General features: G+C 63.5%; 22 protein-coding genes. 8 read left to right on the top strand and 14 right to left on the bottom strand.

Features of this window, described 5'->3' with window-relative positions; translation table 11 throughout:
- Positions 1-113 precede the first annotated feature (113 nt).
- From C7A17_RS15710 to C7A17_RS15670, 9 genes are all read right to left on the bottom strand, one after another.
- The gene (locus C7A17_RS15710; RefSeq protein WP_106738897.1) at positions 114-1,289 is read right to left on the bottom strand and encodes a D-alanyl-D-alanine carboxypeptidase family protein; all 1,176 of its coding nucleotides are present in this window, start codon (positions 1,287-1,289) and stop codon (positions 114-116) included.
- A gap of 108 nt (positions 1,290-1,397) precedes the next feature.
- Complete coding sequence (locus C7A17_RS15705) at positions 1,398-2,411, bottom strand: septal ring lytic transglycosylase RlpA family protein (RefSeq protein WP_106738896.1); 1,014 nt, start codon at positions 2,409-2,411, stop codon at positions 1,398-1,400.
- The gene (gene mltB, locus C7A17_RS15700) at positions 2,408-3,418 is read right to left on the bottom strand and encodes a lytic murein transglycosylase B (RefSeq protein WP_106738895.1); all 1,011 of its coding nucleotides are present in this window, start codon (positions 3,416-3,418) and stop codon (positions 2,408-2,410) included. The genes C7A17_RS15705 and mltB overlap by 4 nt, the downstream gene beginning before the upstream one ends.
- Before the next feature lie 17 nt (positions 3,419-3,435).
- On the bottom strand, positions 3,436-4,581 hold the full coding sequence (gene rodA / locus C7A17_RS15695) for a rod shape-determining protein RodA (RefSeq protein ID WP_106738894.1): 1,146 nt from the start codon (positions 4,579-4,581) through the stop codon (positions 3,436-3,438).
- On the bottom strand, positions 4,578-6,467 hold the full coding sequence (mrdA, locus tag C7A17_RS15690) for a penicillin-binding protein 2 (RefSeq protein WP_106738893.1): 1,890 nt from the start codon (positions 6,465-6,467) through the stop codon (positions 4,578-4,580). The genes rodA and mrdA overlap by 4 nt, the downstream gene beginning before the upstream one ends.
- A gap of 18 nt (positions 6,468-6,485) precedes the next feature.
- On the bottom strand, positions 6,486-6,953 hold the full coding sequence (gene rlmH, locus C7A17_RS15685) for a 23S rRNA (pseudouridine(1915)-N(3))-methyltransferase RlmH (protein WP_106738892.1): 468 nt from the start codon (positions 6,951-6,953) through the stop codon (positions 6,486-6,488).
- Between the two features lie 9 nt (positions 6,954-6,962).
- Positions 6,963-7,316, bottom strand: coding sequence for a ribosome silencing factor (gene rsfS / locus C7A17_RS15680; protein ID WP_106742965.1), 354 nt, complete (start codon positions 7,314-7,316; stop codon positions 6,963-6,965).
- 67 nt (positions 7,317-7,383) lie between these two features.
- The gene (gene nadD, locus C7A17_RS15675) at positions 7,384-8,058 is read right to left on the bottom strand and encodes a nicotinate-nucleotide adenylyltransferase (RefSeq protein ID WP_106738891.1); all 675 of its coding nucleotides are present in this window, start codon (positions 8,056-8,058) and stop codon (positions 7,384-7,386) included.
- Positions 8,059-9,324, bottom strand: coding sequence for a glutamate-5-semialdehyde dehydrogenase (locus tag C7A17_RS15670; protein ID WP_106738890.1), 1,266 nt, complete (start codon positions 9,322-9,324; stop codon positions 8,059-8,061).
- Between the two features lie 283 nt (positions 9,325-9,607).
- Between C7A17_RS15670 and C7A17_RS15665 the strand changes: the two genes are divergently transcribed.
- Entirely contained in the window at positions 9,608-10,837 is a 1,230-nt protein-coding gene (locus C7A17_RS15665; protein ID WP_106738889.1) for an alpha/beta fold hydrolase, read from the top strand.
- A 69-nt stretch (positions 10,838-10,906) separates the two neighbouring features.
- Here the strand turns inward: C7A17_RS15665 and C7A17_RS15660 are convergent, their stop codons facing one another.
- Complete coding sequence (locus C7A17_RS15660; RefSeq protein WP_106738888.1) at positions 10,907-11,761, bottom strand: class I SAM-dependent methyltransferase; 855 nt, start codon at positions 11,759-11,761, stop codon at positions 10,907-10,909.
- A gap of 65 nt (positions 11,762-11,826) precedes the next feature.
- Between C7A17_RS15660 and C7A17_RS15655 the strand changes: the two genes are divergently transcribed.
- Positions 11,827-12,543, top strand: a complete 717-nt coding sequence (locus C7A17_RS15655; RefSeq protein ID WP_106742962.1) for a DNA-3-methyladenine glycosylase — start codon at positions 11,827-11,829, stop codon at positions 12,541-12,543.
- A complete protein-coding gene (locus C7A17_RS15650) occupies positions 12,540-13,856 on the top strand; it encodes a bifunctional DedA family/phosphatase PAP2 family protein (protein ID WP_106738887.1) in 1,317 nt (438 codons plus the stop codon). Before C7A17_RS15655 ends, C7A17_RS15650 begins: the two co-directional genes overlap by 4 nt.
- A gap of 113 nt (positions 13,857-13,969) precedes the next feature.
- On the opposite strand, the gene C7A17_RS15645 is transcribed toward C7A17_RS15650, so the two are convergent.
- Genes C7A17_RS15645 through C7A17_RS15635 form a run of 3 tightly spaced genes read right to left on the bottom strand, consistent with a single transcriptional unit; the run spans position 13,970 to position 15,688 of the window.
- Positions 13,970-14,557: an LON peptidase substrate-binding domain-containing protein gene (locus C7A17_RS15645; RefSeq protein ID WP_106738886.1), complete on the bottom strand. Its 588-nt coding sequence runs from the start codon at positions 14,555-14,557 to the stop codon at positions 13,970-13,972.
- Positions 14,558-14,615: 58 nt separating this feature from the next.
- The gene (locus tag C7A17_RS15640; RefSeq protein WP_106738885.1) at positions 14,616-15,332 is read right to left on the bottom strand and encodes an LrgB family protein; all 717 of its coding nucleotides are present in this window, start codon (positions 15,330-15,332) and stop codon (positions 14,616-14,618) included.
- Positions 15,329-15,688: a CidA/LrgA family protein gene (locus tag C7A17_RS15635; protein ID WP_106738884.1), complete on the bottom strand. Its 360-nt coding sequence runs from the start codon at positions 15,686-15,688 to the stop codon at positions 15,329-15,331. Before C7A17_RS15635 ends, C7A17_RS15640 begins: the two co-directional genes overlap by 4 nt.
- 233 nt (positions 15,689-15,921) lie before the next feature.
- On the opposite strand from C7A17_RS15635, the gene C7A17_RS15630 reads away from it, so the two are divergent.
- The 5 genes from C7A17_RS15630 to C7A17_RS15610 all read left to right on the top strand — a co-directional run bounded on the left by C7A17_RS15630 (position 15,922) and on the right by C7A17_RS15610 (position 19,867).
- A complete protein-coding gene (locus tag C7A17_RS15630; protein WP_106738883.1) occupies positions 15,922-16,377 on the top strand; it encodes a MaoC family dehydratase in 456 nt (151 codons plus the stop codon).
- A 132-nt stretch (positions 16,378-16,509) separates the two neighbouring features.
- Positions 16,510-18,234, top strand: coding sequence for a C13 family peptidase (locus tag C7A17_RS15625; RefSeq protein ID WP_106738882.1), 1,725 nt, complete (start codon positions 16,510-16,512; stop codon positions 18,232-18,234).
- A 40-nt stretch (positions 18,235-18,274) separates the two neighbouring features.
- A complete protein-coding gene (locus tag C7A17_RS15620) occupies positions 18,275-18,916 on the top strand; it encodes an oxidoreductase (protein WP_106738881.1) in 642 nt (213 codons plus the stop codon).
- A gap of 4 nt (positions 18,917-18,920) precedes the next feature.
- Complete coding sequence (locus C7A17_RS15615; RefSeq protein ID WP_106738880.1) at positions 18,921-19,259, top strand: DUF5629 family protein; 339 nt, start codon at positions 18,921-18,923, stop codon at positions 19,257-19,259.
- The gene (locus C7A17_RS15610) at positions 19,256-19,867 is read left to right on the top strand and encodes a class I SAM-dependent methyltransferase (protein ID WP_106738879.1); all 612 of its coding nucleotides are present in this window, start codon (positions 19,256-19,258) and stop codon (positions 19,865-19,867) included. Before C7A17_RS15615 ends, C7A17_RS15610 begins: the two co-directional genes overlap by 4 nt.
- 53 nt (positions 19,868-19,920) lie before the next feature.
- On the opposite strand, the gene C7A17_RS15605 is transcribed toward C7A17_RS15610, so the two are convergent.
- Complete coding sequence (locus C7A17_RS15605) at positions 19,921-20,553, bottom strand: response regulator transcription factor (RefSeq protein ID WP_106738878.1); 633 nt, start codon at positions 20,551-20,553, stop codon at positions 19,921-19,923.
- Between the last annotated feature and the right edge of the window lie 97 nt (positions 20,554-20,650).

The raw sequence follows: 20,650 nt of genomic DNA, 5'->3' as shown, positions 1-20,650 counted from the left end.
CGGGCGGAAGCAGAGTGCCTCTCAGGCAGTCAGGCGAGGAGAGGCACGGTTACAGCCTGTATGTGGGCCCTAACTCCGCCGATTTCAACGCCAGCGACTTGCAGAGGCAGCTGTCAGTTGAACAGGCCGAAGAAGAACAACCGAATGCTGTCCCACAGACGGCGCAGCAGGCCGCCCTCTTCCACCGGTTCCAGAGCGACCAGGTCGGTGCTGCGCACTACCTCGTCACCCAGTCGTACTTCGACCTTGCCAATCACGTCACCCTGCGCAATCGGTGCGACCAACTGCGGGTTGAGGCTCATGCTAGCCTGCAGCTTTTCCAGCTGCCCCTTGGGCATGGTCATGGTCAGGTCTTCGGCCAGGCCGGCCTTGACCTGACGCGCAGCGCCTTTCCAGACAGTGGCCTGAGCCAGTTCGGTGCCCTTCTGGTAGAAGGTGCGGCTTTCGAAGAAACGGAAGCCATAGGTCAGCAGCTTCTGGGTTTCCGCAGCGCGGGCCTGCTCGCTGTCGGTACCGAATACCGAGGTGATCATCCGTGCGCCATCACGCACGGCCGAGGCCACCAGGCAGAAGCCGGCTTCCTGAGTGTGACCGGTTTTCAGACCGTCGACGGTACGGTCACGCCACAGCAGCAGGTTGCGGTTGGGCTGCTTGATGTTGTTCCAGAGGAATTCTTTCTGCGAGTAGATCGCATAGTGCTCGGCATCTTCGTCGATGATCGCGCGCGCCAGGATCGCCATGTCATGGGCACTGGAGTAGTGCTCGGGATGCGGCAGACCGGTGGCGTTCATGAAGTGGCTGTTCTTCATGCCCAGGCGCTCGGCGGTGGCGTTCATCATGTCGGCGAAGGCATCCTCGCTGCCGGCGATGTATTCGGCGATGGCGATGCTCGCATCGTTACCGGACTGGATGATGATGCCGTGCAGCAGGTCATCGACAGTGGCCTGGCTGTTCAACGGCAGGAACATGGTCGAGCCGCCAGAAGCCGCACCACCGGTACGCCAGGCGTGTTCGCTGATGGTCACCAGATCCTGCTCGCCGATCTTGCCATTACGGATTTCCAGGGTGGCGATGTAAGCGGTCATCAGCTTGGTCAGGCTGGCTGGCGGCAGACGCTCGTCAGCGTTGTTCTCGACCAGGACGTTGCCGCTGGCGGCATCCATCAGCACATAAGATTTGGCGGCCAGTTGCGGCGGCGCCGGAACCACCTGCTGACTGGCCATGGCAAGGGGCGCCGCCAGAAGGGTAAGAACCAGGGAAGCACGTTGCACGAAGCTGGTGATGTTCATCCGTCTCTCGAAAATCATTGCTTGGGTTGTACGGCCCCGAAGGGCCATCTTTCGACTCGCGAAAAAGCGAGCCTCGGATTTAGTCCGGCAAATGCCGGTTTAGTGCCGTCAGTCGGCCCGCACCAGCGTGGGCTGCCCCAGATTGGCCAGGCGCACGCTGCTCTGCAGCTGCTCAGCCTCGCCCTGGTTGCTGATCGGCCCCAGGCGCACGCGATGCAGAATCTGCTGGTCGCGTACCACTGAGCTGATGAACACCGGCACACTGGTCGTCTGACTCAACTTGGACTTGAGCAGCTCCGCAGCGTCCGGATTGGCGAAGGCTCCCACCTGGAGATACAGGCCAGAGGCTGCGAGTGAATCGTTTTTTTTTGCGTCGATCTGCACTGGCACCACGGCCGCAGCGTGCTGCGCTGGTGGTGGCGAGTACTGCTCGACCACTTGCGGCATCGCCTGCGCGACGGGCTGGGCAACCGCGGCTTTGGCCGGCTGATTGTTGGCCAGCACCAGCGGCACCGGACGGCCCTGCTGCGCCCACCATTCATGCGGGTCGATACCCTCGACCTTGACCCGCGCCGTGCCCTTCTCGGCATAGCCGAGCTTCTTCGCCGCAGCGAAAGACAGGTCGATGATGCGATCGGAATAGAACGGCCCGCGGTCGTTGACCCGCAGGATCACGACCTTGCCGTTCTCCAGGTTGGTCACCCGAACGTAACTGGGCAGCGGCAGGGTCTTGTGCGCGGCGGTCATGCCGTACAGGTCGTAGGTCTCACCATTGGCGGTGGCCTGACCATGGAACTTGGTGCCATACCAGGAAGCCGGCCCTGTCGCCTGGTAGCGGCGGGCATCCTGGATCGGGTAGTACTGCTTGCCGAATACCACATATGGGCTGGCCTTGACCGGGCCATAGTGCGGCATGGGGATGGCATCCTGAATCTTCGAGACGTCGACGTCCCACCAGGGCGCGCCATCGCGGTGTGGCCGGTTGAAGTCATCCGGGCCGGAAATGCCTGCCGACTGCCCCGGCGTCACCGCCGGCTGCGGGGCGCGATTGGAAGAGCAGCTCGCCAGCAGCAGCGCTGCGGTCACGCAAGCTGCCAGCGGCAGCAGTTTGGACGAACTCATCGATTACCCCGTGCTTCGACCAGCAGCTCGGCGAGCTGGTTGACCGCCATGGCATACATCACGCTGCGATTGTAGCGGGTGATGGTGTAGAAGTTGGGCAAACCGAACCAGTATTCGTCGCCTTCTGCGCCTTCCAGACGAAACGCGGTCACCGGCACGTCCTCGGCGAGGGCATCTTTGCTGTTCCAGCCCAGAGCCCGCAGCTCGGCGACATTCTTCACCGGGTCGAGCCCCTGGGTCAGGCCTTCGTCGACGCGTGCACCGCTGACTTCGACGCGGCTGGCCACCTGGCCACCGGCTTGCCAGCCGTGACGCTTGAAGTAGCTGGCGACGCTGCCGATGGCATCGGTGGGGTTGCTCCAGATATTGATATGGCCATCGCCGTCGAAGTCCACGGCATAGGCGCGGAAGCTGCTCGGCATGAACTGCGGCAGGCCCATGGCACCGGCGTAGGAGCCCTTGAGCGTAATCGGGTCGACCTGTTCTTCACGGGTGAGCATGAGGAATTCACGCAGTTCCTTGCGGAAGAACGGCGCACGCGGCGGGTAATCGAAAGCCAGGGTCGACAGTGCGTCCATCACCCGCCAGCTACCGGTATTACCGCCGTAGAAGGTTTCCACGCCGATGATGGCGACGATGAACTGCGGCGGTACGCCGTATTCGGCCTCGGCCTTTTCCAGCGCGGCCTGATTCTTGTTCCAGAACTCCACGCCTTGAGCGATGCGCTTGTCGGTGATGAAGATCGGCCGGTATTCCTTCCAGGGTTTGACCTTCTCGGCCGGCCGCGAAATCGCGTCGAGGATGGCCTGCTTGCGCTCGACCTCGGCGAACAGCGCGTACAGTTGCTCACTGGCAAAGCCGTAGTCGCGGGTCATTTCCTCGACGAACTCGGTCACCTGTGGCGAGTCCTGGTAATCGGCTGCCAGCGCCTGGGCGCCGCCACCGAGCAGACCAGCAAGACCTACGCCCACAAATGCCCGAGCGGTCCAACTGCGCAATGCATGCATTAACTCAAAACCCCCAATCAAACCTGAGCGATCCACTTTCTGTGAGTGTGGATCGCCATCAATATCCCGAAGCCTGACAACAGCGTGACCAGATGGGTTCCGCCGTAGCTAATGAAAGGCAGTGGCACGCCCACGACAGGAAGCAGCCCACTGACCATGCCGATGTTGACGAATACATAGACGAAGAAGGTCATGGTCAACGCACCTGCCAGCAGCTTGCCGAACAGCGTCTGAGCCTGGACGGTAATCACCAAACCGCGTGCAAGCAACAGCAGGTACAACAACAGCAACAAACAGACACCAACCAGGCCGAACTCTTCAGCGAGCACGGCAATGATAAAGTCCGTATGACTTTCCGGCAAAAAATCCAGGTGCGACTGGGTACCCAGCAGCCAGCCCTTGCCCAGTACACCGCCGGAGCCGATGGCAGCCTTGGACTGGATGATGTTCCAGCCGGCCCCCAGCGGGTCGCTCTCGGGATTGAGGAAGGTCAGCACGCGGCGTTTCTGGTAGTCGTGCATCACGAAATACCACATGCCCACCGCGATCGGCACCACTGCGGCGGCGGCGCCGACGATCCAGCGCCATTGCAGACCGGCCATGAAGATGACGAAGGCGCCCGAGGCAAGAATCAGCAGCGAGGTTCCCAGATCCGGCTGTTTGACGATCAGCACGAAGGGCACGCCGATCATCGCCAGGCTGATGACGATGTGTTTGAAACGTGGCGGCAGATTATGCCGGGACAGGTACCAGGCGATGGTCATCGGCATGATGATCTTCATCAGCTCCGAGGGCTGGAAGCGGATCACCCCAGGAATGTTGATCCAGCGTGTGGCGCCCATCGCAGTGTGGCCCATGACCTCCACCACGGTCAGCAGCGCGACGCCGATGACGTAAGCCAGCGGCACCCAACGCGCCATGAAGCGCGGATCGAACTGGGCGATCACGACCACCGCGACCATGCCGATGCCGAAGGACGACGCCTGCTTGAGCAACAGATCGATGTTCTTGCCGCTGGCCGAATAAAGGATGAACAGGCTGCCGGCGCCAAGCACCAGTAGCAGCAGCAACAGCCAGCCGTCGATATGCAGGCGCTGTAGCAGAGTGGCACGGCGACGCAGTACGTCCTCGTCGGACAGAACCCGGTCGAAATTACTCTTCATCGCTGACTGACCTCGGTGGGCTTCGGCGCTGCGAACTCAGCCTTGAGCTGACCGTTTTCATCCAGCAGCCAGGCGTCCATCACCTGCTTGACCACCGGGGCAGCGACACCGGAACCGGATTCGCCGTTTTCCACCATGACCGCCACGGCGATCTGCGGCTTGTCTGCCGGGGCGAAGCCTATGAACAATGCATGGTCGCGATGGCGCTCCTGCACCTTGTTGCGGTCGTACTTCTCGCCCTGCTTGATCGCCACCACCTGCGCGGTACCGCTCTTGCCGGCGATGCGATAGACCGAGCTGTCGCCAACCTTGCGCGCGGTACCGCGCGGGCCGTGCAGCACTTCTTCCATACCGCGAATACCGTAATCCCAGAATTTCGGATCACGCAGCACGATATCCGGCATCGGATTGGGGTCGACGGGCAGGCGGCCGGCAATGCTCTTGGCCAGGTGCGGACGAATCCACTTGCCACGCGTGGCCATCAGCGCCGTGGCCTGCGCCAGTTGCAGCGGCGTGGTCTGCATATAGCCCTGGCCGATGCCGAGGATCAGGGTCTCACCCGGATACCAAGGCTGGCGGTAGCGAGCTCGCTTCCAGTCGCGCGAAGGCATCAGCCCGGCGGTTTCCTCGAACATGTCCAGCGAAACCCGCTGACCCAGGCCGAAGCGACTCATGTAGTCATGCATGCGGTCGACGCCCATCTTGTGCGCCAGATCGTAGAAATAGGTGTCATTGGAACGGGCGATGGCCAGGTTGAGGTCGACCCAACCGTCACCGGTGCGGTTCCAGTTGCGGTACTTGTGGCTGTGATTGGGCAATTGATAGAAGCCGGGGTCGAACACCCGCGAGGTGGGCGTGACCACACCGGCATCGAGACCGGACACAGCGACCATCGGCTTGATCGTCGAGCCGGGCGGGTAAAGGCCGCGCAGCACGCGGTTGTAGAGCGGCTGGTCGATGGAATCACGCAGCTCGCCATAAGCCTTGAAGCTGATGCCGGTGACGAAGGGGTTGGGGTCGAAGCTGGGCTGGCTGACCATCGCCAACACTTCGCCGTTGTTCGGATCGATCGCCACCACCGCACCACGGCGGCCGCCCAGAGCATGCTCGGCGGCCTCCTGCAGTTTCACGTCGAGGCTGAGGACGATGTCCTTGCCCGGTTTCGGGTCGATGCGATTGAGCACACGCAACACACGGCCGCGCGCGTTGGTCTCGACTTCCTCGTAACCGACCTCGCCGTGCAGCTCGTCTTCGTAGAAGCGCTCGATACCGGTCTTGCCGATATGGTGCGTGCCGGCGTAATCGGTCGGGTCGATGCGCTTGAGCTCCTGCTCGTTGATACGCCCGACATAACCGACGGAATGCGCGAAGTGCTCCTGCTGCGGGTAATGCCGCACCAGTTGCGCAGCCACCTCGACGCCCGGCAGGCGGAACTGGTTGACCGCCACACGGGCGATCTGCTCCTCGGACAACTCGAACAGGATAGGCACCGGCTCGAACGGGCGGCGTCCCTGGCGCACGCGACGCTCGAACAGCGCCCGATCATCGTCGGTCAACTCCAGCACTTCGACCACGGTATCGAGTACCTGCAACCAGTCTCCGGCGCGCTCTCGCGTCACCGTCAGGCTGAAGCTCGGCCGGTTGTCGGCGATGATCACGCCATTGCGGTCGAAGATCAGCCCACGCGTCGGCGGGATCGGCTGCACGTGGATACGGTTGTTTTCCGCCAGGGTGCTGTGATGCTCATACTGAATGACCTGCAGGTAATACATGCGCATGATCAGCACGAGCGTCAGCAGCAGGATGAAAGCGCCCCCGACCAGCACACGGCGCCGAACCATGCGTGCGTCTTTTTCGTGATCCTTGAGGCGAATCGGCTGGGGCATCTTTAGGCAGAGCCTACTTCACTTGTGGTACGGGTGGCCGGACAGCACGGTCCAGGCCCGATAGATTTGCTCACCGAGCAGAATACGCACCAGCGGATGCGGCAAGGTCAGTGGCGACAGCGACCAGCGTTGTTCGCTACGCGCGCATACCTCCGGCGCCAGCCCTTCCGGGCCACCGACCATGAGATTGACGTTGCGTGCGTCCAGACGCCAGCGATCCAGCTCCGCGGCCAACTGCTCGGTGCTCCACGGCTTGCCATTGACCTCGAGGGTGACGATACGTTCGCCAGGCTGCACCTTGCTCAGCATGGCTTCACCCTCCTGACGGATCAGGCGCGCGACATCGGCGTTCTTGCCCCGGGTATTCAGCGGAATCTCCACCAGTTCCAGGGGCAGCTCGGCCGGCAGGCGCTTGACGTACTCCTGCCAGCCTTCCTCGACCCAGCGCGGCATGCGCGATCCGACGGCGATCAGTTTGATCCGCACGGTTTGCGCTTACTCGGCCGAATGTTGCGCGCGGCTCTGCTCGGCACCCTGCCACAGGCGCTCGAGGTCGTAGAACTGACGCGCGGTCGGCAGCATGACGTGAACGACGACGTCGCCCAGGTCGAGCAGTGCCCACTCGCCGCTGTCCAGGCCTTCGCTGCCGATCGGGCGCACGCCCTGCTCCTTGACCTTCTCCACCACATTTTCCACCAGCGACTTGACCTGACGGCTCGAGCTACCACTGGCGATCACCATGAAATCGGTGATGCTGGTCTTTTCCTTGACGTCGATGACGGTGATGTCGGTGGCCTTGATTTCTTCCAGTGCCGCTACGGCGATCTTGACCAGCTCGGCGCTGGGCATGGTTTGCTTACTCATATTCGACTCATTTGCCTCATGTAATGGACGTCAACGCGACAGGCGCGACGCTTCAAGCATTGGGCGCACGGTACAGATCGTGCGCCTGGATATAGGCAAGCACCGCATCCGGCAGCAGATAGCGCGCCGAACGACCGGTTGCCAGCAATTGGCGGATCTGCGTGGCGGAAATCGCCAGCGGAGTCTGCCAGATGAAACTGATTTGCCCGCCTGCCCCGCTCAGACTCAACGGGTCGCTGACACTGCGCGCCGCCAGCAGATCGCGCAGCGCCTCCGGTGCCTCGCTGTCGGCATCGGGCCGTTGCAGCACCAGCAGGTGGCAGTGATCGAGCAGTTCCTCCCAGCGGTGCCAGCCAGGCAGGCCGCAGAAGGCATCCCAGCCGAGCAGCAGATACAGCTGATCGCCCTCCGCCAGCTCGGCGCGCACCGATTCCAGGGTGTCGACCGTGTACGACGGTTTGTCTCGGCGCAGCTCTCGGTCATCGACCGTCAGTTGCGCTTCATCGGCCACCGCCAGTTGCACCATGGCCAGACGCTGCTCGGCAGTCGCTTGCGGCGCCTCCCGGTGCGGCGGCCGCGCGCTGGGTATCAGGCGCAGCTCGTCGAGCAGCATGAATTCGGCCACCTCCAACGCTGCACGCAGGTGGCCGATATGCACCGGGTTGAAGGTACCGCCAAGCAGGCCAATACGTCGGGCGCCGTGACTCTGGGCGTCAGTACGCTTCATTTAGGTGCGAATGTGTCCATCGCCAAAGACCACGTATTTCTGGCTGGTCAGTCCATCCAGACCCACCGGCCCACGCGCATGCAGCTTGTCGGTGGAGATACCGATCTCCGCACCCAGGCCATACTCGAAACCATCGGCGAAACGTGTGGAGGCATTGACCATCACCGAGGCGGAATCCACCTCGGTGAGGAAGCGCCGCGCGTCACTGAAGTTCTCGGTGATGATCGAATCGGTGTGCTGCGAGCCGTAGTGGTTGATGTGCTCGATGGCGGCATCCAGGGAGTCGACGATGCGAATCGCCAGGATCGGCGCGTTGTACTCGGCAAACCAGTCGTCCTCGCTGGCCTCCAGCACATCACTGCCAAGCAGTTCGCGCGTCGCGGCATCGCCACGCAGTTCGACGCCCTTGTCACGGTAGATGGCGGCCAGCGGCGGCAGTACGCGAGCCGCGATAGCGGAATGAACCAGCAAGGTTTCCATGGCATTGCAGGGCGAGTAACGCTGGGTCTTGGCGTTGTCGCAGACGCGGATGGCCTTGTCGATGTCGGCGGCGATGTCGACATAGACATGGCAGACGCCGTCCAGATGCTTGATCACCGGCACCTTGGCGTCGCGGCTGATACGCTCGATCAGGCCCTTGCCGCCACGCGGCACGATCACGTCGACGAAGGCCGGCATGCTGATCAGCTCGCCGACGGCAGCGCGATCGGTGGTTTCCACCACCTGCACGGCGGCGGCCGGCAGGTCGGCCTCGGCCAGGCCCTGCTGGATGCAGCGGGCAATCGCCTGGTTGGAATGAATAGCTTCCGAACCGCCGCGCAGGATGGTGGCGTTGCCGGACTTCAGGCACAGGCTGGCAGCATCGATGGTCACGTTCGGACGCGACTCGTAGATGATGCCGATCACACCCAGCGGCACGCGCATGCGACCGACCTGGATGCCGGAAGGCAGGTAGCGCATGTCCTGGATCTCGCCAATCGGGTCAGGCAGGGTCGCCACTTGGCGCAGACCTTCGATCATGCCGTCGATGACCTTAGGGGTCAGCGCCAGGCGGTCGACCATGGCCGGCTCCAGGCCACTGGCGCGCGCAGCGCTCAAATCCAGTTCATTGGCGGCAGTCAGCTCGGCGCGAGCGGCGTCGAGGGCATTGGCAGCGGCCTGCAGCGCGCGGTTCTTCTGCGCGGTGCTGGCACGGGCGAGCACCCGCGAAGCCTGGCGGGCAGCCTGGCCCAGGCGGGTCATGTAGTCGTGCACGGACTCGGTCATGGCGGCGGAGGTCTGGCAATTGGAAAAAGGGGCTGATTATAGCGGGCTCGCGAGGCCACGCCCAGCGGCGTCTGGCAAGCGGTAGACAGGGCGTCCATCGAGCGCCGCCGGTAACGCCGACAGGCGCGCCGCAGAAGCCTTGCGCGGGTGACGGTGACACTCACGGCAAAAGGCCGCCCGAAGGTTGGGTAAACAAAAGCCGTCGCAATGTTTACCTTCAAACTCACCCCGGCGCTGTATGCCGCCCCCCCAACAACAATAAAAACGCCGGAGTGCCCACGCCATGCATTACCGCACCGACTACAGCCCCGCCCTGCTGGCCGCTGCGCCCTCCGTCATGGATATCGCCGGCTGGCGCCTGCATTACCAGGCCTATTCGACCCGCCAGCGCGACACTCGCCAGCCCGTACTGCTGTTGGGCGGCGCCTTTCAGAGCTTTCGCTCCTTCGCTGCCGAGGTCGACGAACTGCTCACCACGCACCCGGTCATTCTGCTCGACCTGCCCAGCCAGGGTGGCAACCTGCAACTGGCACCGGAGCTTGCCCTGGAACACTTGGCCGATCTGATCGCAGGCTTCGCCGAACAATTGCAGCTACCGCCGCTGATGCCCATTGGCCTGTCTTACGGCTCGGCACTGGCCGCGCTGTTCGCCGCTCGGCATCCGCAACGCTGCGCTCGTCTTTTGCTCGCAGGCATCACCGCCTTCGGCCGCCCCGGCGCCCGCCTGATGCTGGAAGAGGGCTTGGCCCTGCTCGATGAAGGTCGCACGGTGGAATTCGCTCAGGGCGCCCTGACCGGGTTGCTCAATCCGTTACACCTGAACGACACCGGCATATCACCGGTGTTTCGCAAGGCGTTGCTGCGGCAGATCCAGCGCCTGAGCCCGGCCGAGGTGGAGCGCTATCGGCAGAACAGCCGGCGCCTGCTGGCGTTCGGCGGCTTCATCGAACATCCGCAGTGCCCGACACTGGTATTGGCCGGCGAGCACGATCATTTCACTCAACCCTGGGAGCACGCGCATTTCGCTGCGGCCTGCCGTCAGGGCGAATGCACCCTGATTCACCAGGCAGACCATCTTGCCCAGTTCGAACAGCGTGAGGCCTGCGCAGCGCTCTACCGCCCCTTTCTCAATCAACGCCCACTGCCATTACGCAGCCCAGGCAGCACCCGCCTGCCGTCCGAGCAGTTGCTTTCCCTGGAGAAGCGCAGCGAGCCACGCCTGGCACCGCGCCAGCGCCAGGCGTGGCTACACCACGCCGAAGGCCAACGATGGCCGGTAGAACTGCGCGAACTGGGCTTCTTTGGCGGGCTGTTGCAGGCCGACCTGCCCACCGCGCTGCCAAGGCGCGGTTGGCAACTTCAGATAGGCGATCTGCCACCTCAACACCTGTTGCCACTGCGCCATGAACAGCAGGATCTGGCCTTCGTCTTCCCGCATACCGATGCCGAAGCCAGCCTGGCGCTGGCCGAGCTGATCCACCCGGCACCATTACCGGCAGCGGCCTGCGCATAACCTGGATACAGCAGCCCAGACAATCTGCCCCGGATTGCATCCGGGCTACGCCTGGAGTCGCGTACGGGGCTAGACCTGCGCCTGAATCACCCGCACCAGACCGGGTAGGTGCGCCGCTGGCAGGCCGAGGCTCACCGCATCGGCGCTGGGATCGAGCACCTGCACCTGATCGAATCCGCAGCGCTGGAAGCCCGCCACGATTTCCGCATGATCGCGGTAATGCAGCGGATAGCTGCCACGGGTCAGCCGACCGATCAGTTCGACACCCCAGCGCAACTGGCGATAGCGCGGGTGCTCGTGCAGATCGGGATAGAGTTCGGTCAGGTAAATACCCTGGGAGAAACCGCGCAACTCAGCAGCAAGGCGGCTCCAGAAGCCCTCGATCAACGCCAGCGGGAAATAGTTGACCAGCCCCTCGGTGATCACCACCACCGGCTGATCGTGATCGAGCTCGGCGAACAGTGCAGCCAGACGCTGATTACCGCGCTCGGCGAGAATATCCACCGCACGCACCTGATGACGGCCATCCAGCCAGCCCTCGCCATGCAGCAGCAGGCGCTTGCGCGCTGCCATGGCCGGTAGGTCGGCCTCGAGGTACTGCAGATGTGGATAACGCGTACAGAAACGACGACCACGTGGCGACAGGCCACAGGCGATCTCCACCACCTGGCGAACACCGCCCTGCTCGATGGCGGCACGGAGTTGCGCGTCGATCTGCAGATGGCGCTGCAGCAGAAGCGCCTCGATGTCCAGGCCGAAACCTGCCCGCGCGCCCCAGGTAACAGGCCACAACAGCGTGTGCACGAAGCGCCCGAAGCCGGTAACGAATGCCGGGTCGGCCAGGCGATGGCGATACCAGACATAACCGGTGTAATGCGCCGAGGGACTGATATGGGCACTACTGGCTCGGGCGCGTTCAGGCATTTTTAAGGCTCTTGTTTTATGCTCGCGGCCCCAGATTAGAACGCTGCGAGATGCTTCGACAGATCATGCCTGCCGAACCCACCCTTAGTTTGCCCTGGCCCGCTGCCCGACCATTGCCCGACGCCTTCTTCGACCGCGATGCACAGTTGGTAGCGCGCGAGCTGCTCGGCAAGGTGATCCGCCACCGCGTCGGTGCGCTCTGGCTCAGCGCCCGGATCATCGAGACCGAGGCCTATTACCTGGTCGACAAGGGCAGCCATGCCTCGCTCGGCTACACGGAGAAGCGCAAGGCACTGTTCGAAGGTGGCGGGCACATCTATATGTACTACGCCCGTGGCGGCGACTCGCTGAATTTCAGCGCCCATGGCCCTGGCAATGCGGTACTGATCAAGTCAGGGCATCCCTGGATCGATGCCATCAGCGGCCCCGAGTCTCTCGCCGTCATGCAACGCAACAATCCCGACAGCCTTGGCCAGCCACGCCCAGCCGAACGGCTGTGCGCCGGGCAGACCTTGCTGTGCAAGGCACTGGGCCTGAAAGTGCCGGACTGGGACGCACGCCGCTTTGACCCGACCCGGCTGTTCGTCGATGACGTCGGCGAGCGCCCGGGGCACATCGTGCAATGCGCGCGCCTGGGGATTCCGCAGGGCCGCGACGAACACCTGCCCTATCGTTTCGTCGATGCGGCCTACGCACGCCACTGCACACGCAACCCTTTGCGTCGAGGCCAGGTCGAAGGACACGACTATCAACTGCATGCGCTGGAGCCCACCCAACCATGATGCAATGGTTCGACAGCATGACCACCTGGCTGCAGGGCAGCCCGCACTGGCTGGCCCTGGCCATATTCCTCGTCGCCTGCCTGGAATGCCTCGCTGTGGCCGGCATCATCATCCCCGGCACCGTGTTGCTGTTCAGTCTCGCCGTACTGGCTGGCAGCGGCGCGTTGGAACTGTGGCAAACCCTGCTGCTCGCCTATACCGGCGGCCTGCTCGGCGATGCGATTTCCTACTGCATCGGCCGGCGCTTCCACCAGGGTATCCGCGGCCTGCCTGTGCTGCGTGACCATCCCGAGTGGCTGAGCGGCGCGGAGAACTATTTCCAACGCTACGGCGTGATAAGCCTGCTGGTCGGTCGTTATATCGGCCCATTGCGGCCGATGTTGCCACTGGTGGCGGGCATGCTGGACATGCCAGCCGTGCGCTTCGCCTTGGTAAGCATACTCGCCGCTGCCGGATGGGCGGTGGCCTATATGCTTCCGGGCTGGGCTACTGGTGCCGCGCTGCGCCTGCCATTGCCGGAAGGTTTCTGGAGCGCCGCCGGAATCGTCTGCGCCACCCTGGCAGTGATGCTGCTGCTGATCATCCAGGCCAGCCTGCGTGAACGCCGCTGGAGCGCCAGCCTCGCCGCCTTGCTCGGTGCCATAGCCCTGACAGCGATGCTGATCGGTTTCCCCCATCTGGACAGCCTCGACCAGGGCTTGATGAAGTTGGTACAGGACGAGCGCAGTGCCGCTTTCGACCCCATCGTGGTGTTCATCACCCGCTTCGGTGATTTCCATATCCAGTTCGCGGTCGGGGTACTGCTGGTGCTGCTTCTGCTTGCCGTACGCCGTTGGCAGGCCGGACTGTTCGTCGGCGGCTGCCTATTGCTCGCCTCGACCGCCACCACCGTGCTTAAGAACCTGCTGGCCCGTTCTCGCCCCGACGTGCTGCTGCAACCACTGGAAAGCTACAGCTTGCCCAGCGGGCACAGCTCGGCGGCGTTTGCCTTCTTTCTCGCGCTGGGCATTCTGGCGGGTCGCGGCAGCGCTGCACGCACGCGGCTGACCTGGCTGTTGGTGGCCTGCCTGCCGGCCTTGGCCATCGCCCTGTCGCGGGTATATCTGGGCGTGCATTGGCCCAGCGACATCATCGCTGGCGCGCTGGTAGCGGCCACCAGCTGCGCGCTCAGCCTGGCGCTGATCCAGCGTGCGGCACCGATGCAGGCGTTGCCGGCGAAGGTATGGTGGCTGGTGATACCGGCGTGCACCGCGCTGCTCGGAGCCATGGTCACCTGGCAGTTGTCCGCTACCTTGCTGCGTTACAGCTATTGAACAGAATCATGCTCACAGACAAGGCCAGGGTCTGGCACGGATAGCTTGGTAGGGTGCGCCGTGCGCACCTGTAACAATGGCACCAACATTTGAGTACGCGCGGATCGGGCGCCCTACGAAGCATCGCCCTGCAACTGTTCCACCATGGACTGCAACTGAGTCAAGCGCTGCTCAGGGTCGTCCAGTTGCAACAGTTGCAGCTTCTGCCCCGGCTCCAGCGGCAATAGATAGGCGAGCTGGTTGGCCAGTTGCAACTGGCCACTGGGCAAACCGGCCATGCCCAGACCTTCGACCAGCGGATGCTGTGCAAGGGCGGTTAGCAATGCCGCCAGGTCGGCGTGCTCGCCCAGCAGCGGACGCTCCTCCTGCTCGTCGAGCCACTGCACGTCGGCGATGGTCAACTGATCCGGCAAGACCTGGGCACGCTCCACCTTGAAGCGGCGGCCGCCCTCGACACGAATGCCCAGCAAGCCATTGGGACGCTGCTGAAAATCACGCACCAAGGCCTCGCAGCCGACAGCAGCAAAACGGCTGGCAGCCTCACCGACCTCGTCACCCTCGACGATGCACACCACACCAAAACCGCTGCCCTGCTTCATGCAACGGCTGATCATGTCCAGATAACGCGCCTCGAAAATCTGCAGGTCGAGCATGCAGCCTGGAAACAACACGGTATTGAGCGGGAACAGCGGCAGATTCATCGGGGCGTACGCCTTCAACGGGAGAACGTGCCGCAGTGTGCCAGTTGAACTCGCGGCTTTACAGCAGCAGGACGAACACCAACGGCAACAGCACTGCGGTAATCACCCCCATCAGACTCATGGCCAGGGCAGCGAAGGCACCGCATTCGTCACTCTCCTGCAAGGCCCGCGCAGTACCCACCGCGTGGGCGGTAATGCCAAGCGCCAAGCCCTGTGCAGCCGGGTGATGGACGCGACACAGGCGCAGCACCGATGGGCCGACGATGGCGCCGATGACACCAGTGATCATCACGAACACGGCGGCCAGCGCGGCGATACCACCGATCTGGTCAGCCACCAGCATGGCGATGGGCGAAGTCACCGACTTCGGCGCCATGCTCCTGAGCATCAGTTGCTCGGCGCCGAACAGCCAGGCCAGACCGGCGCCCAGCGCGGTGGCCAGCGTGCCGGCCACGATCAGGGTAATCAGGATCGGCCAGAACAGCTGGCGGATGCGCCGCAGGTTGAGAAACAGCGGCACCGCCAGGGCGACGGTGGCCGGGCCGAGCAGCAGGGTCAACGCCTCGACGCTGCGTTTGTACTCGGTGAAACTCAGGCCGCAGATCAGCAGGATGCCGATGACCGTGAGCATCGATACCAGCACCGGCTGAAGGAACACCCAACGGGTTCGTTCATAGGCGGCCATGGCCAGTTGATAGGCGCCAAGAGTGATGCCGATGCCGAACAACGGGTGATGGGTCAGCGCCTGCCAGGCATTGTGCCACTCGAGACTCATACCTCCTCCCGACGCTGCTGACGGTCGATCAGACGCTGCATCAGCCAGCCGGCGAACGCCACCGAGATCAGCAACGACAAAACCAGGGCGCCGACCACGGCCCAGAAATCCTCGGCGATATCACTGGCGTAAGCCATCACTCCCACGGCCGGCGGCACGAGGATCAGCGGCAGGTATTTGAGCAGGCTGCTGGAGGCCACGCTGAGCGGCTCACCCACCTCACCGCGCACCAGCAGGAATACGAACAACAGCAGCATGCCAATGATCGGCCCCGGCAGCATGGGCAGCAGCAACGCATTGAGAACGGTACCGAGCAACTGACACAGCACCAGCCAGGATAGGCCGCGAAGCAGCATGATTGAGGTCTCCAGAAGACGAGTGATGGCCGTCATCACCTTTGATAAAGGGGATTGCGGGCATACTTGAGGGCATGTCGGCCATTATAGGACTGTTGGCCTCCTGATTGCCTTTTCTATGACGTGCCATTCGTGCGACGGGGCGGGCTTGACCCCATGCCGTGCCCATGATGATCTAGCCCGCAACGGTTCCACGCACACAACAAAAACACCCGCGTCCTCAAGGAGGAACTATGCCGTCAGTACCCGTAGCAGAACTCAAGGACTATGTTGGCAAGGAACTCGGCAAGTCCGAGTGGCTGACCATCGACCAACAGCGCATCAACCAGTTTGCCGAATGCACCGGCGACCACCAGTTCATCCACGTCGACCCGGAAAAGGCCAAACTGACCCCCTTCGGCACCACCATCGCCCATGGCTTCCTGTCGCTGTCGCTGGTACCGATGCTGATGGAAAAGATCATGATCATGCCGCAAGGCCTGAAAATGGCGGTCAACTACGGTCTGGACAGCGTGCGCTTCATCCAGCCGGTCAAGGTCAACTCCAAGGTGCGCCTGGTGGTGACCCTGACTGACGCCAACGAGAAGAACCCTGGCCAGTGGTTGCTCAAGGCCCGCGCGGTACTGGAGATCGAAGGCCAGGAGAAACCGGCCTACATCGCCGAACCGCTGACACTCTGCTTCGTCTGATCCTCCCCACCGGTTGACGACGCGCCGCGCCAGCGGCGATAACGTCCTCATACCTGCAACTGTGCGGCGCATCTGCGCCGCCAGTCGCGCTTGCGGCATACTGCGTGCCGATGCTTAGACCTGGACGTCCTGATGATTTCGCCTACCCTGCGCCTCGCCCCTCTTTGCCTGAGCCTGCTGCTCGTCGCCTGTGACGACGTGAGCAAGGTGCTGCCGCCGGACGCGATTCTGCCCGACGGCGGCCAGTACCGCGGCGAAGTGGTCGATGGCTTGCTGCAAGGCCCGGGTCGCCTGGATTACCGCAATGGCAGCTGGTTCGTCGGCCCGTTCAAGGATGGCATGCTCGAAGGCGCCGGCGAATGGCAAGGGCCGGGCGGCGAACATTATCTGGGGGACTTTCACGAAGGCATGTTCCACGGCCAGGGCACCCTGACCTACAGCGATGGCAGCCGCTATCAGGGTGGCTTCGAACGCAACCGATTCAGTGGTGAAGGCCTTCTGGAACAGGGTGGTCAGCGCTATCAGGGCGAGTTTCTCAATGATCGTTTTCATGGCCTGGGCAGACTCGAAATGCCCGATGGCAGCAGCTTCCAGGGTCAGTTCGTAGCAGGAGCGCCCGAAGGCCAGGGCGTTCGTACCGATGCCTATGGCAACCAGTACAGCGGGCTGTTCAGCCAGGGTACGCTCAATGGCCAGGGCAACTACACCGGTGCCGATGGCGATAACTACAGTGGTGATTTCCGCAATAGCGAGTTTCACGGCAAGGGTCGTTACCAGAGCGCCGACGGCGATGTCTGGGCCGGCGAATTCGTCGATGGCGTGATGCAAGGCAGTGGCGCCTACAACAGCAGCGACGGCAGCCGCTATCTCGGCCAGTTCGAGGACTGGCGCTATCAAGGCGAAGGGCTGCTGACGCTGGCCGATGGCAATGTCTACCAGGGCCACTTCGCCGCCGGTGAATACAGCGGCGAAGGCACCCTGACCCAGGCCGACGGCACGCGCCAAAGCGGCACCTGGCAGCGCGGTCGCCTGATCCGCGACGAACAGGGGCAACCTGTCGCCGACAGTCTGGAACTGGGCCTGCTGCAACAGGGGCACCTGCTCGACGAAACCATCGCCGCAATCCCGACGTCAACACCGGCGCGCGAACTCTACGCCCTGACCCTGGCCGGCGACGGCAAGCAGAGCGTGTTCATGCGCGAAGCCGATTATGTCAGCCAGTTGATGCGCGAACGCTTCGGCGCCTATGCCAGCGTCACCCTGGTCAACCACCGCGACCATATGGCCGACCGCCCACTGGCTACCCGCGAGAATCTCACCCGTATCGTCCAGGCGCTGGCCGAGCGCACCGGCGAGGAAGACCTGGTATTCATCTACCTGACCAGCCATGGTTCGCGCCAGCATGAACTCAATCTCGACCAGCCACGCCTGCAACTGGCCGATCTGCCCGCCAGCGAGCTGGCCGCGCTACTCACCCCACTGAAGGATCGCAACAAGGTGGTGGTGATCTCGGCCTGCTATTCCGGCGGCTTCATCCCGCCACTGAAAGACGAGAAAACCCTGGTGATGACTGCCGCGCGGGCTGACCGGGTATCCTTCGGCTGCAGCGAAGAAAACGACTTCACCTATTTCGGCCGAGCCCTGTTCGCCGAAGCACTGGCCGAGACCGACAACCTCGAGCGCGCCTTCGAACTGGCCAAGGAACGGGTCGCAGAACGTGAGCAGAGCGACGGTTTCGAACCCTCCGAGCCGCAGATCTGGGCCCCCCGTGGGGTGCTCCAGCACTGGCGCAGCCTGCGCCAGAGTCAGGCCGAACGCGCACTCAGTGCCGCAGCCAGCCCCACCGCAAACGAATAGCGACTGCTAAGCTCAGTTGTAACGGACAAGAGACAATCGAATGCACCTGACCCCGCAGCACATCCTCATCGCCGGCGCCACCGGTCTTACCGGCGAACACCTGCTCGACCGCCTGCTCAGCGAGCCGACGGTGAGTCGCGTGCTGGCACCGACACGTCGTCCGCTGGCGGCTCACCCACATCTGGAAAACCCGGTGGGCGACCTGGCCACCCTGTTGCCGACACTGTCGGGCGAGGTGGATACCGCCTTCTGCTGCCTCGGCACCACCATCAAGCAGGCCGGTTCACAGGAAGCCTTCCGCGCCGTCGATCACGACCTGGTGCTGGCCTTCGCCCGCCGCGCCCGTGAACTGGGCGCACGCCACCTGGTGGTGATCAGCGCGCTCGGCGCCAACCCGCAATCCTCGGTGTTCTACAACCGCGTCAAGGGGGAAACCGAAGAAGCGCTGAAAGCCATGGGCTGGCCGCAACTGACCATCGCCCGTCCTTCCCTGCTGCTCGGCACCCGACATGACTTCCGCCTCGGCGAACGCCTCGCGGCACCGCTGCTACGCTGGCTGCCGGGCAAGTACCGGGGCATCGATGCCTGCGCCCTGGCGCGCGCGCTCTGGCGCCTGGCACTGGAAGAGCAGGACGGCATCCGCGTGATCGAATCCTCCGACCTTCGCCGTCTGGGACGCTGACCTCATGACCACCCTGATCGAGGCGCTGCAGGGCGCCGATATGCTGGAAATCGATGGCCTGCATGCCTGGCAGTTCGAGCTGGATGACGCCCTGCTGCAAAAGCCAGACGCCGACGCCACGCAGCCACTACTGTGGATCGAGTGCATGGACGGGCGCACCGCACGGCGCTGGCAGTTCAGCCTGGCCTCGGTGCGTGCCTCCGCGCACGATGCGCCAAACGACAGCTGGACGCTCGCCGATGCCAACGGCCCGCACGTACTGAAATGCTTTGCCGCCTTCCGCGGCGACAACCTCGACGACGAGGACGACGAGGACGACGAGGACGACGACGAAGTGCCATGAACCTCTACGAGCGCTACGTGCTGCCGCATCTGATCGACGTCGCCTGCGGCATGGGCGCGGTGATGAAAGCGCGCTCACAACTCGTACCGCAGGCGCAAGGTCGCGTGCTGGAGATCGGCATTGGTAGCGGCCTGAACCTGGGCTTCTACGACCCGCAACGGGTAGAGGTCGTGGTCGGGGTCGACCCGTCCGCCGCCATGCAACGCCTGGCCCGTGAGCGCGCCGCGCGCTGCCAGGTGCCGGTGGAGATGATCGCCCTGGAGCTCGGACAGATTCAGGCGGCGAACGCCAGCTTCGACGATATCGTCTGCACCTTCACCCTGTGCACCATCCCCGACGCGGTCGCCGCCCTGCGCGAGATGCGCCGCGTGCTCAAGCCCGGCGGGCGCCTGCTGTTCTGCGAGCATGGTCTGGCGCCGGATCTGCCGGTGGTGCGTTGGCAAAAGCGCCTGACACCGCTATGGAAGCCCTTGGCCGGCGGCTGCCACCTGGATCGCGACATACCGGCGCTGATCGCTGCCGGCGGCTTTCATGTCCGCCAGTTGGAAACCGGCTACCTCAAGGGACCACGACCGATGACCCACGTTTATCGCGGCTGGGCTGACTGAGGTTCAAGCACTTGGTTGCGCTGCAAGCCTAGGTGCGCACGGCGCACCCTACTTCACACCTCTGAACGGATCGCCAGCGGATCCACCAGCCCGGCGGCGATGGCCATACCCACCAGCTCCGGTAGGGTGTCCGCCTGCATGCGCTTCATCACCCGCGAGCGATACAGGTCGACGGTCTTCACGCTGATATCGAGTTGCTCGGCCACCTCGCGGTTGGTGTAACCACGCACCAGCGGCAGCAGTACATCGCGCTCACGCGGGGTAAGCTGATCGAGCCGTGCCTGCACCTCGGCCAGGCGCGGATCATGCCGAGGACGTGCCGGGCGGCGATCCAGCGCCTGCTGCACGCTGTCGAGCAGCAACTGCTCGTTGTAGGGCTTCTCGATGAAGTCCACCGCACCGGCCTTGAACGCGCGTACCACGATGGGTACATCGGCATGACCGCTGACGAAGATCACCGGCAGATCGATACCACGCGCGCGCATTTCTTCCTGCACGTTCAGCCCGCCCATGCCTGGCATACGCACATCGAGCAGCACGCAGGCATTGGCAGTCGGATCGCACGCCTCGAGAAAGGCACGACCGCTGGTGAACGGCACGCCAGTCAGCCCCACCGACTCCAGCAGCCAGAGCGTCGAGTCGAGCATGCCCTGGTCGTCATCGACCACATAAACCCGTTGTTGCATCTGTGTGCAGCTCCTCTTGTTGTTATCAATGACTACGTTTGCGTAGTCGGTAGCTGTAGGGCGAACCGGAACGCCCTACACCTGAGTACGCCTTACC

It is taken from the genome of Pseudomonas mendocina, assembly GCF_003008615.1.
In the GTDB taxonomy this organism is placed as follows: Bacteria; Pseudomonadota; Gammaproteobacteria; order Pseudomonadales; family Pseudomonadaceae; genus Aquipseudomonas; species Aquipseudomonas mendocina_C.
Note: the sequence above shows the minus strand (reverse complement) of the source record. Positions and strands in the feature narration are given on the sequence as shown.

Excerpts from the sequence above, each read along its gene's own strand:
- C7A17_RS15630 (WP_106738883.1), top strand. The coding sequence starts at position 15,922 with ATGCCGTCAGTACCCGTAGCAGAACTCAAGGACTATGTTGGCAAGGAA.
- C7A17_RS15660 (WP_106738888.1), bottom strand. The coding sequence starts at position 11,761 with ATGCCTGAACGCGCCCGAGCCAGTAGTGCCCATATCAGTCCCTCGGCG.
- C7A17_RS15605 (WP_106738878.1), bottom strand. The coding sequence starts at position 20,553 with ATGCAACAACGGGTTTATGTGGTCGATGACGACCAGGGCATGCTCGAC.
- C7A17_RS15640 (WP_106738885.1), bottom strand. The coding sequence starts at position 15,332 with ATGAGTCTCGAGTGGCACAATGCCTGGCAGGCGCTGACCCATCACCCG.
- C7A17_RS15650 (WP_106738887.1), top strand. The coding sequence starts at position 12,540 with ATGATGCAATGGTTCGACAGCATGACCACCTGGCTGCAGGGCAGCCCG.
- C7A17_RS15705 (WP_106738896.1), bottom strand. The coding sequence starts at position 2,411 with ATGAGTTCGTCCAAACTGCTGCCGCTGGCAGCTTGCGTGACCGCAGCG.
- C7A17_RS15670 (WP_106738890.1), bottom strand. The coding sequence starts at position 9,324 with ATGACCGAGTCCGTGCACGACTACATGACCCGCCTGGGCCAGGCTGCC.
- C7A17_RS15645 (WP_106738886.1), bottom strand. The coding sequence starts at position 14,557 with ATGAATCTGCCGCTGTTCCCGCTCAATACCGTGTTGTTTCCAGGCTGC.
- C7A17_RS15615 (WP_106738880.1), top strand. The coding sequence starts at position 18,921 with ATGACCACCCTGATCGAGGCGCTGCAGGGCGCCGATATGCTGGAAATC.
- rsfS (WP_106742965.1), bottom strand. The coding sequence starts at position 7,316 with ATGCCCAGCGCCGAGCTGGTCAAGATCGCCGTAGCGGCACTGGAAGAA.
- nadD (WP_106738891.1), bottom strand. The coding sequence starts at position 8,058 with ATGAAGCGTACTGACGCCCAGAGTCACGGCGCCCGACGTATTGGCCTG.
- rodA (WP_106738894.1), bottom strand. The coding sequence starts at position 4,581 with ATGAAGAGTAATTTCGACCGGGTTCTGTCCGACGAGGACGTACTGCGT.
- C7A17_RS15710 (WP_106738897.1), bottom strand. The coding sequence starts at position 1,289 with ATGAACATCACCAGCTTCGTGCAACGTGCTTCCCTGGTTCTTACCCTT.
- C7A17_RS15655 (WP_106742962.1), top strand. The coding sequence starts at position 11,827 with ATGCCTGCCGAACCCACCCTTAGTTTGCCCTGGCCCGCTGCCCGACCA.
- C7A17_RS15610 (WP_106738879.1), top strand. The coding sequence starts at position 19,256 with ATGAACCTCTACGAGCGCTACGTGCTGCCGCATCTGATCGACGTCGCC.
- C7A17_RS15625 (WP_106738882.1), top strand. The coding sequence starts at position 16,510 with ATGATTTCGCCTACCCTGCGCCTCGCCCCTCTTTGCCTGAGCCTGCTG.
- C7A17_RS15620 (WP_106738881.1), top strand. The coding sequence starts at position 18,275 with ATGCACCTGACCCCGCAGCACATCCTCATCGCCGGCGCCACCGGTCTT.
- mrdA (WP_106738893.1), bottom strand. The coding sequence starts at position 6,467 with ATGCCCCAGCCGATTCGCCTCAAGGATCACGAAAAAGACGCACGCATG.
- C7A17_RS15665 (WP_106738889.1), top strand. The coding sequence starts at position 9,608 with ATGCATTACCGCACCGACTACAGCCCCGCCCTGCTGGCCGCTGCGCCC.
- mltB (WP_106738895.1), bottom strand. The coding sequence starts at position 3,418 with ATGCATGCATTGCGCAGTTGGACCGCTCGGGCATTTGTGGGCGTAGGT.
- C7A17_RS15635 (WP_106738884.1), bottom strand. The coding sequence starts at position 15,688 with ATGCTGCTTCGCGGCCTATCCTGGCTGGTGCTGTGTCAGTTGCTCGGT.